8 protein-coding genes are annotated in these 8,202 nt (G+C 65.3%); 3 read left to right on the forward strand and 5 right to left on the reverse strand.

Annotated elements, in window-relative coordinates:
- Positions 1 to 2: 2 nt before the first annotated feature.
- A complete protein-coding gene (locus tag ACWCQM_RS38460) occupies positions 3 to 1,181 on the reverse strand; it encodes an FAD-dependent oxidoreductase (RefSeq protein ID WP_450919723.1) in 1,179 nt (392 codons plus the stop codon).
- 73 nt (positions 1,182 to 1,254) lie between these two features.
- On the opposite strand from ACWCQM_RS38460, the gene ACWCQM_RS38465 reads away from it, so the two are divergent.
- The gene (locus tag ACWCQM_RS38465; protein WP_450919724.1) at positions 1,255 to 1,677 is read left to right on the forward strand and encodes a secondary thiamine-phosphate synthase enzyme YjbQ; all 423 of its coding nucleotides are present in this window, start codon (positions 1,255 to 1,257) and stop codon (positions 1,675 to 1,677) included.
- 446 nt (positions 1,678 to 2,123) lie between these two features.
- On the forward strand, positions 2,124 to 2,792 hold the full coding sequence (locus ACWCQM_RS38470) for an O-methyltransferase (RefSeq protein WP_450919725.1): 669 nt from the start codon (positions 2,124 to 2,126) through the stop codon (positions 2,790 to 2,792).
- Between the two features lie 4 nt (positions 2,793 to 2,796).
- Here ACWCQM_RS38470 and ACWCQM_RS38475 read toward each other — a convergent pair whose 3' ends face one another.
- From ACWCQM_RS38475 to ACWCQM_RS38490, 4 genes are read right to left on the reverse strand one after another with little or no spacing between them, the layout of a single operon-like run.
- Complete coding sequence (locus ACWCQM_RS38475) at positions 2,797 to 3,894, reverse strand: HAD-IIIC family phosphatase (RefSeq protein WP_450919726.1); 1,098 nt, start codon at positions 3,892 to 3,894, stop codon at positions 2,797 to 2,799.
- Positions 3,895 to 3,931: 37 nt separating this feature from the next.
- A complete protein-coding gene (locus tag ACWCQM_RS38480) occupies positions 3,932 to 5,041 on the reverse strand; it encodes an acyl-CoA dehydrogenase family protein (protein ID WP_450919727.1) in 1,110 nt (369 codons plus the stop codon).
- Positions 5,034 to 5,327, reverse strand: coding sequence for an acyl carrier protein (locus tag ACWCQM_RS38485; protein ID WP_450919728.1), 294 nt, complete (start codon positions 5,325 to 5,327; stop codon positions 5,034 to 5,036). The genes ACWCQM_RS38480 and ACWCQM_RS38485 overlap by 8 nt, the downstream gene beginning before the upstream one ends.
- Entirely contained in the window at positions 5,324 to 6,187 is an 864-nt protein-coding gene (locus ACWCQM_RS38490; protein WP_450919729.1) for a 3-hydroxyacyl-CoA dehydrogenase family protein, read from the reverse strand. Before ACWCQM_RS38490 ends, ACWCQM_RS38485 begins: the two co-directional genes overlap by 4 nt.
- Before the next feature lie 704 nt (positions 6,188 to 6,891).
- Here ACWCQM_RS38490 and ACWCQM_RS38495 point away from each other — a divergent pair.
- On the forward strand, positions 6,892 to 8,202 hold a 1,311-nt coding region (locus ACWCQM_RS38495; protein ID WP_450919731.1), incomplete at its 3' end, for a beta-ketoacyl [acyl carrier protein] synthase domain-containing protein.

An 8,202-nucleotide genomic window follows, 5' to 3' on the forward strand; every position in this document is an offset into this window, starting at 1 on the left:
GTTCAGGCGGGTACCCTGCTGAGCAGCCGGCCGACCGAACGGACGGCCGCCCGCCCGGCCCGGTTGGCGCCGATCGTGCTGGCGGACGGGCCGTATCCGACGAGATGGACACGCTCGTCCCGCACGGCCCGGGTGTCCTCGACGCGGATGCCGCCACCCGGCTCGCGGAGCTTCAGCGGTGCCAGATGATCGATGGCGGCACGGAAGCCGGTCGCCCACAGGATCACGTCGGCCTCGACGGTCCGGCCGTCGGCCCACTCCACCCCGTCCGGCGTGATCCGCTCGAACATGGGGAGCCGGTCGAGGACCCCTTCCTCGCGTGCGCGCCGTACGGCGTCGTTGAGCGGCAGCCCGGTCACGCTCACGACGCTCTGCGGCGGGAGTCCCTGGCGTACGCGCTCCTCCACCAGGGCCACGGCGGCCCGCCCCTGGTCCTCGCCGAACGGCCCTTCCCGGAACACGGGAGGCCGACGCGTCACCCAGTACGTCGCGGCCGCCACCTCGGCGATCTCCATCAGATGCTGGGTGCCCGAAGCGCCGCCGCCGACCACGACCACTCTCAGTCCGGCGAACTCCGCGGGTCCCGGATAGCCGGCGGTGTGCAGTTGCCGTCCCCGGAAGGTCTCCTGGCCCGGGTAGCGGGGCCAGAACGGCCGGTCCCAGGTGCCGGTGGCATTGATCAGCGCACGTGTGGCGTACGTACCCTCGGAGGACTCGACGAGCAGTCGTCCGGCTCTGCTTCCGGCCTCGGGTCCGGTATCGCTTCCGCCTTTGCTTCCGGCCACGACCGCGCTATCGCTTCCGGCCGCGAGCGCGGCATCGCTCACGCCCCCGCCTTCGGCGTCTCGCACGGCCTGAACCTCCACCGGCCGGTGGACCCGCAGGTCGAAGCGGCGCTCGTACGCCTCGAAGTAGGCGCCGATCACCTCGGACGAGGGCCTGCTCCCGTCGGCTCCGGTCAGCTCCATGCCGGGCAGGGAGTGCATGCCGTGCACCTTGCCGTACGTCAGCGAGGGCCACCGGAACTGCCAGGCGCCACCGGGCCCGGGCGCGTGATCCAGCACGACGAAGTCCCGGTCGGGCTCAAGGCCGGAGCGCCGCAGGTGGTAGGCGGCGGACAGCCCCGCCTGCCCGGCGCCGATGACGACCACGTCCAGCTCGCGCGTCCCGAAGTTGTTCACGTTTCTACCAACTCCGAGGCGCTCCGGGATCTTCCCGGAGCGCGACTTCCCCGCCGCGCGTCACAATGGGCGCATGCCCGAATCCTTCGCCACGCACCTGCTGAACGTCACCACGGGACGGACCGAGACGGTCATGGATCTGACGGAGGACTGCGCGCAGTTCCTCGCCCGCACCGCCCACGGCAGAGACGGCCTGCTCAACATCTTCGTGCCCCACGCGACGGCCGGGATCGCGATCCTGGAGACCGGCGCCGGCAGCGACGACGACCTCCTCACCGCCCTGCAGACCCTGCTCCCCGCCGACGACCGCTGGCGCCACCGCCACGGCACCCCGGGCCACGGCCGCGACCACGTACTGCCCGCGCTGGTACCGCCGCATGCGACGTTGCCGGTGATCGGGGGGCGACTGGAGCTGGGGACGTGGCAGTCGGTCTGCCTGGTGGATACGAACATTTCCAATGACAACCGTCAGGTTCGGTTGAGCTTCCTGGGCTGACCAAGAACGCCCCCAGGGGCCGTGCCGACGATTCTCCGTGCCATGCGTGCGCGAACGCAGAGAATCTTGCACGGTACGAACCCACATGCGACCGAACGTCCCTATGACGGATGCGGTAAATGCCTGCTCGGAGTGCGACGCCTCTCGCGCGTGAAGCTGGCGACGTCGTCCCCTGAGCGTCAGCGGGGGAACGTCCTCACAGCCGCAGCGTCCGTTGGCGCGCACATCATCGGCTGGGTGGGACGCGATCTCGGCTACTGCTCGATGGTCTAGATCTGGCGGTCGCTGCGGACCCGCCAAAGGTCCGGCCTGCCTCGCTCCATCCCGACATACGCTCCAGCGGGGTCTGGAAGACGGGGATCTCGTTGGTCTTGCCGCCACCTGGCGATTTCCTGGCATTCTTTCCAGGCTTGCGCTGCCGTACGGTCCGGTATTATTTTGGGCGCATGGCAAATCAATTGGAAGTCTCGGAAGAATTGCTGTCATACGTGCGCGATGTCTCGTTGCGTGATGATGAAATTTTGAGCGATCTCCGGGATCTCACCAGTGAACTGCCCATGGGGCAGGCGATGCAGGTAATGGCCGAGGAGGGTCAATTCCTGGCTCTCCTCGTTAAACTGGTCGGGGCCCGATCCGTACTGGAGGTCGGGACGTTCACCGGCTACAGCACGCTGTGCATGGCACGCGCTCTCCCGTCGAACGGACAGCTGATCACTTGCGACATCAGTTCTAAATGGCCTGATATTGGACGCGAGTTCTGGGCCCGGGCAGGCGTCAACGATCGCATCGACGCCCGGATCGGCAATGCCCTCGAGATCCTGGCTGACTTGTCTGCCGCGGGCGCGAAAGGCACCATTGACTTCGCATTCATAGACGCGGACAAAAAGAATTACCGAAGCTACTACGAGTTGGCGCTCGAATTGGTGCGCCCAGGCGGACTCATCGTGATTGACAACACTCTGTTCTTCGGAAGGGTGATCGACCCGTCCGCCCAAGATGAAGATTCGATTGCTATCCGCGCACTGAACCTTTTCCTGCGTAATGACGAGCGGGTCGAGGTGTCGCTCCTTCCGATGGCCGACGGAATCACCTTGGTGCGAAAGAAGACAGACTGAAGAGTCAGCGCGCCGGTTCGCCCGCGGCCACCCCGTGGAACCCGGCCAGGTCCGGCGCGCTGATCTCGATGGTGGGATGCTCCTCACGCGCACCGGAGACCAGGTGCAGTCGCTGGAGATCCCCGGTGTTCACCTCGGGCAGAGCGGCCAGGCACCCGCACGGCTCTTCGGATGCTTCGGTGAAACCGGCGAACCTGTAGGCGATCTCCATCATGCGGTTGCGTTCCGTGGGCAGGAAATCGGCAGCCAGGTGCGCACCCGCCTGGGCGGCCTGGTCGATCAGCCAGTTGAGGAGTGCCGCACCCGCGCCGAACGAGACGACTCGGCATGACGTGGCCAGCAGTTTGAGATGCCATACACCCGGATGCGTGGACAACAGCATCACGCCGATGGCGCCATGCGGCCCGAAGCGGTCGGCCATGGTTGCCACCAGGACCTCATGTCCGGGATCCGCCAGCAGGCCGCGCAGCGCCGCATCGGAGTAGTGGACCCCGGTCGCGTTCATCTGACTGGTGCGCAGTGTGAGTTCTTCGACTCGGGTCAGCTGTTCCTCGGTCGCCCGGTCGATACGCAGAGTCAGCTCGAGCGACCGGAGGAACTCCTGGTCCGGTCCCTCGAAGGCAGCCTGCTCCGCTTCCCGCTGGAAGCCGGCCCGGTACATCTGGCGGCGGCGCCGGGAATCGATCGTGATGTGGTCAGGACTGAACTCCGGCAGATCCGCCAACGAAGGCAGTTGCTCAGTGGCGTAACACCGGACGAGTGGCAGGTGAAAGGCCACCTCGGCCCTCTCGGCGGGCTGGTCGTCGATGAACGCGATGGCGCCTTCAGCGAACTTGAGCCGCTCGGCGATCAGGCGCACGGAGTCCGATTTGGGCCCCCACCCGATCCTGGGCACCACGAAGAACTCGGCGAGACCCATTGCTTCCAGCTTCGCCCAGGCGAGGTCATGGTCGTTCTTGCTGGCGACCGCCTGCAGAATGCCACGGGAGTCGAGAGTGGCGATCAACTCCCGCACCTCGTCGGACACCCGCACGTCATCGCCCTCCAGCAGGGTTCCCTGCCAGAGGGTGTTGTCCAGATCCCAGACCAGGCACTTCACCATGGTCGGCCTTTCAGACACGGGCCCTCCCCGGAGTTGGTCATTCCGCCGTTGCGACTGCGTGCTGCGCCAGAATCAACTGGCAGATTTCGCTGGTTCCTTCAATGATTTCCATCAACTTGGCGTCCCGGTACGCGCGAGCCACCACATGGCCATCCTGTGCCGCCGCCGAAGCCATCACCTGCACCGCGGCAGCCGCTCCCGTGGCGGCATGGCCGGCGCTGACATGTTTGGCGAGGACGGTGGCAACGACCATGTCGGGAGAACCGGCGTCCCAGCAGGAACTTGCGTGCTCGCAAGATCGAGTCGCTACCTGCTCGGCAATGAACAGCTCGGCAAGGTGGCGTCCCACGAGCTGGTGCTCGCTGAGGGGCTTGCCGAATTGCGTCCGGGACCTGGCGTGAAGGGCCGCGGCATTGCGGCACGCCCGCAGGATGCCGACGCATCCCCAGGCCACCGAGATCCGTCCGTATGCGAGGGCCGTGGTGACCAGCAACGGCAATGGCAAGCCCGGGCTTCCCAGTATGCTCGACGCCGGCAGCTGCACCGAGTCGAACTTGATGTTGGCATGCCCGGCCGCGCGGCAGCCCATCGGATCGGCGACGGGCTCCACGCTTACTCCCGGAGCTGAGGTGGGCACCACCACAGCTGCCGCACCACCGTCGCACTGCCCGAACACGACGAGCAGGTCGGCGTAGCGGGCACCGGTGACCCACACTTTGCTGCCGTCCAGAACGACGGAGTCGCCGTCCAGTTTGATCTGGGTTGACATTCCGGACAAGTCAGACCCGGCTACCGACTCGCTGAAACCCACCGCCGCCAGTTGGCCATTGACCAGTTGCGGTAGCAGGGTGGCGGACTGATCCGCGTTCGCCAGCCGCTGTATGCTCCAGGCCGCCATGCCCTGGGAGGTCATCACGCTCCGCAGGGAGCTGCATCGACTGCCTACATGCGCTGTCAGTTCGCCGTTGTCTCGGCTGCTGAGGCCGAGACCTCCGTGTGAGTCGGCCACTTCGGCGCAGAGCAGCCCTCGAGCGCCCGCCGTGCGCAGCAATTCGACCGGAATCTGCCCCGCCAGATCCCATCTGCCGGCCTGACCGTCGACGAGTCCGTCCATGAAGGTGAATGCGTCGTCCAGGCGCTCAAGCATCGCCGGCCGATGAATCGTCCCGGAGTCGGAGCACCAGGTCCGTCATGCTCTGTACCGTACGGAAGTTGTCCAGCCTGAGATCTGCTCCGACGATGGCGATCTGGTAGCTCTGCTCAAGATGGACCACCAGTTCCATGGCGAACATGGAGGACAACAGCCCGGAGCCGAAGAGGTCCTGGGTCGGGGATATCGAGGTCTTGGTCTTCGCCTCGAGGAAGCTGAGCAGCGCTTCCCTGATGGAGTCGGCGCTTACCGAGGCTGCATCGGCTGCCTGATTGATCGTCACGTCGTGGCCTTTCCGTATGAATAGAAGCCATGGCCCGTCTTGCGGCCGAGTTCGCCCCGGCGAACCTTGTCCAGCAGCAGGTCGCAGGGTTTGCATGCCTCGTCGCCCGTACGTTCGTAGAGCTCGGCCAGGGAGTCGGCCAGATTGTCGAGCCCGATCAGGTCGGCGGTGCGCAGCGGACCGGTCGGGTGCCCCAGGCACCCCTCCATCAACTCGTCGACGGCTTCGACCGTTGCGGTACCTTGACTGACGATCAGCGCAGCCGTGTTGATCATGGGATGGAGCAGCCTGCTGGTCACGAAGCCCGGCGCGTCCCGCACGAGGACCGCCCGGCGTGACACGGCACTCAGGAGGGCGACCACGGCTTCAACCGTCGCGTCACCCGTCTGCGGGCCCTTGCTGACCTCGACCATCTTGATCAGGTACGACGGGTTCATGAAGTGGGTACCGAGCAACTCGGAAGGTCGGGCGGCCCAGTTGGCCAGTTCGCCGATGGGGATACCCGAGGTGTTGGAGATCAGCGGAGTGCCGGGCCGGACAGCTGCCGACACCTCACCGATCACCTTGGCTTTCGCTGCGGGTGATTCGGTGATCGCTTCGATGACCGCCGTGGAGCCTGCGACCTGGGACAGGGAGACGGTGGTCACCAGTCGTCCGGGCTCCCGATCCGCCGGCACTGCTCCCATCAGCTGGGCGTGCCGAAGCTGCTGAAGAATCCTGCCACGAGCCTCGTCGAGCGTTGGCTCGTCGACGTCGACAAGGACAACGGGGATCCCGTGTCCCAGCATCAGGGTGGCGATGCCGGAGCCCATCACCCCCGCGCCCACGATGGCCACTTGATGGCCGGTCGGCTGGTTCACGTTGCCGCACACACTCCCTCGCTCTGATTGGGCCGACTCGGCCCACGCTGAAGGCTGGGGGCGCGCTGGTCCCCCGAACGGATCGTTCGTGCCGATTCGCCGCTGGCTGGTTCACATCAGGTGTTTGGCCTGTTCAGATCTGTTATGCACGGTCGACCGCGACGGCGGACGCGGGTCGAAGGCCAAGGGCCTGCCGGCCATATGTCCACGCTCGCGCAACGAGTGCCCATGTGGGGTATATCTGCGCGTTTCAGCTGGACAGATGGCGATATGGCGACTCAAGGTTTGGCGGCACGTCGACAGTGACACATTGCCACGCGTGCCCCCGGGGATCTCCTTGATCCATTCGTAACGTAGCACGCACTGTGGGGAGTTGGTAGGGCATCCATGGCTGATGGAGTCGGGCGCTCTCATTCGAAGTGGATGCCACAGGAAACTTCCCGACCCACTGTGAGGGGCGTCACTCCGGCAAGGCCGACGGGGTGTCAGGGCGGCAAGAAAGACCTTGACGTTGGGTCGAGGGCCAGGGTTACAGTGACGGGACCTTGCGAGGGGGTTGTTTGACGGATGCTGCGACGCCGACATCTTTTCTGATGGAGAAGATGTGATGGGCGCAAATGTCTAGTTTGTGTGTCGAGCGGGGGGTTTTCTGCGTGTTGTCGAGCGAGCCTGACTTGCAGGATGATTACATCGCCATTATTGGAATGTCCTGTCGTTTTTCGGGCGCGTCCGACCTCGCCACCTTATGGCAGCTCCTCAGTGATGGAGATAGCTCGGTATCGAGCGTGCCTGAACGGCGTGAGAATGCGGAATTGACTCGTGCCGATGCTTCTGGACAACGTTGGAAAAGTCTCAGGGGATCTTTCCTGAGTGATGTTGACGAGTTTGACCCCGGCCTGTTCAATATTTCACCGCGCGAGGCTGCCGCCATGGACCCGCAGCAGCGCCTCGTGCTCGAACTGGCCTGGGAAGCACTGGAAAATTCAGGGATTTCCCCTTCTGGGCTGGACGGCCATCCCGCGGGCGTGTTCGTCGGCGCGATGTGGGACGACTACGCAGCGCTGGCCCACCGCAGGGGACCGTCGGCGCTCGGTCAGCACGCCATGACCGGGCTCGCTCGGAGCGTCATCTCCAACAGGGTCTCGTATGTGCTGGGCCTGCGCGGACCCAGCTTGACCGTGGACACTGGGCAGTCGTCCTCGTTGGTCGCTGTGCATCAGGCAGCCCAGGCGCTGAGAGCAGGCGAGTGCTCTCTGGCGCTGGCCGGCGGAGTGAATCTGGTGCTCGCCCCGGAGAGCTCCGCGCGCTCCGAGAAATTCGGTGGTCTCTCTCCCGACGGGGAATGTCGGACCTTCGACGCGCGAGCCAACGGGTATGTGCGGGGCGAGGGCGGCGGTCTCGTCGTGCTCAAAAAGTTGTCGCAGGCTCTCGCGGACGGCGATCGTGTCCTCTGTGTAATTCGCGGCAGTGCCGTGAACAATGACGGTGGGGGAGAGGGGCTCACTGCCCCGAGTCGCGAGGCGCAGGAAGAAGTTATTTCACTGGCGTGCCGTCGCGCCGGCGTGAACCCCGCCGAAGTTCAGTATGTCGAACTCCACGGAACTGGGACTCGGCTGGGCGACCGGGTCGAGGCGACCGCGTTGGGCGCGGCGTTGGGCGCGGGCCGTGAGGAGCGCGATGCTCTCCGGGTCGGGTCGGTAAAGACAAATCTGGGTCACCTTGAAGGTGCGGCAGGCATCGCCGGTCTGATCAAAACTGTTCTCTCGATCAGGAACAGGCGCATTCCTGCCAGTCTGAATTTCAATGAAGCACCTGCCGACATTCCGCTGCATTCACTCAAGCTGCGCGTGCAGAATGCGCTGGAACCCTGGCCCGACGAGAGTTCTCGACTTCTGGCCGGTGTCTCGTCGTTCGGTATGGGTGGTACGAACGCGCATGTGATTGTGGAGCAGGCGCCGGAGGTTGTGGTGCCTGTGGTGTCGGATCCGGTGGTGCCGGGTGTGGTGCCGTGGGTG

Source organism: Streptomyces sp. NPDC002125 (assembly GCF_053593715.1).

What these genes read in the sequence shown, in the direction of transcription:
- ACWCQM_RS38465 (WP_450919724.1), top strand. Translation starts at nt 1,255, where the DNA reads ATGCCCGAATCCTTCGCCACGCACCTGCTGAACGTCACCACGGGACGG.
- ACWCQM_RS38480 (WP_450919727.1), bottom strand. Translation starts at nt 5,041, where the DNA reads ATGCTTGAGCGCCTGGACGACGCATTCACCTTCATGGACGGACTCGTC.
- ACWCQM_RS38470 (WP_450919725.1), top strand. Translation starts at nt 2,124, where the DNA reads ATGGCAAATCAATTGGAAGTCTCGGAAGAATTGCTGTCATACGTGCGC.
- ACWCQM_RS38475 (WP_450919726.1), bottom strand. Translation starts at nt 3,894, where the DNA reads ATGGTGAAGTGCCTGGTCTGGGATCTGGACAACACCCTCTGGCAGGGA.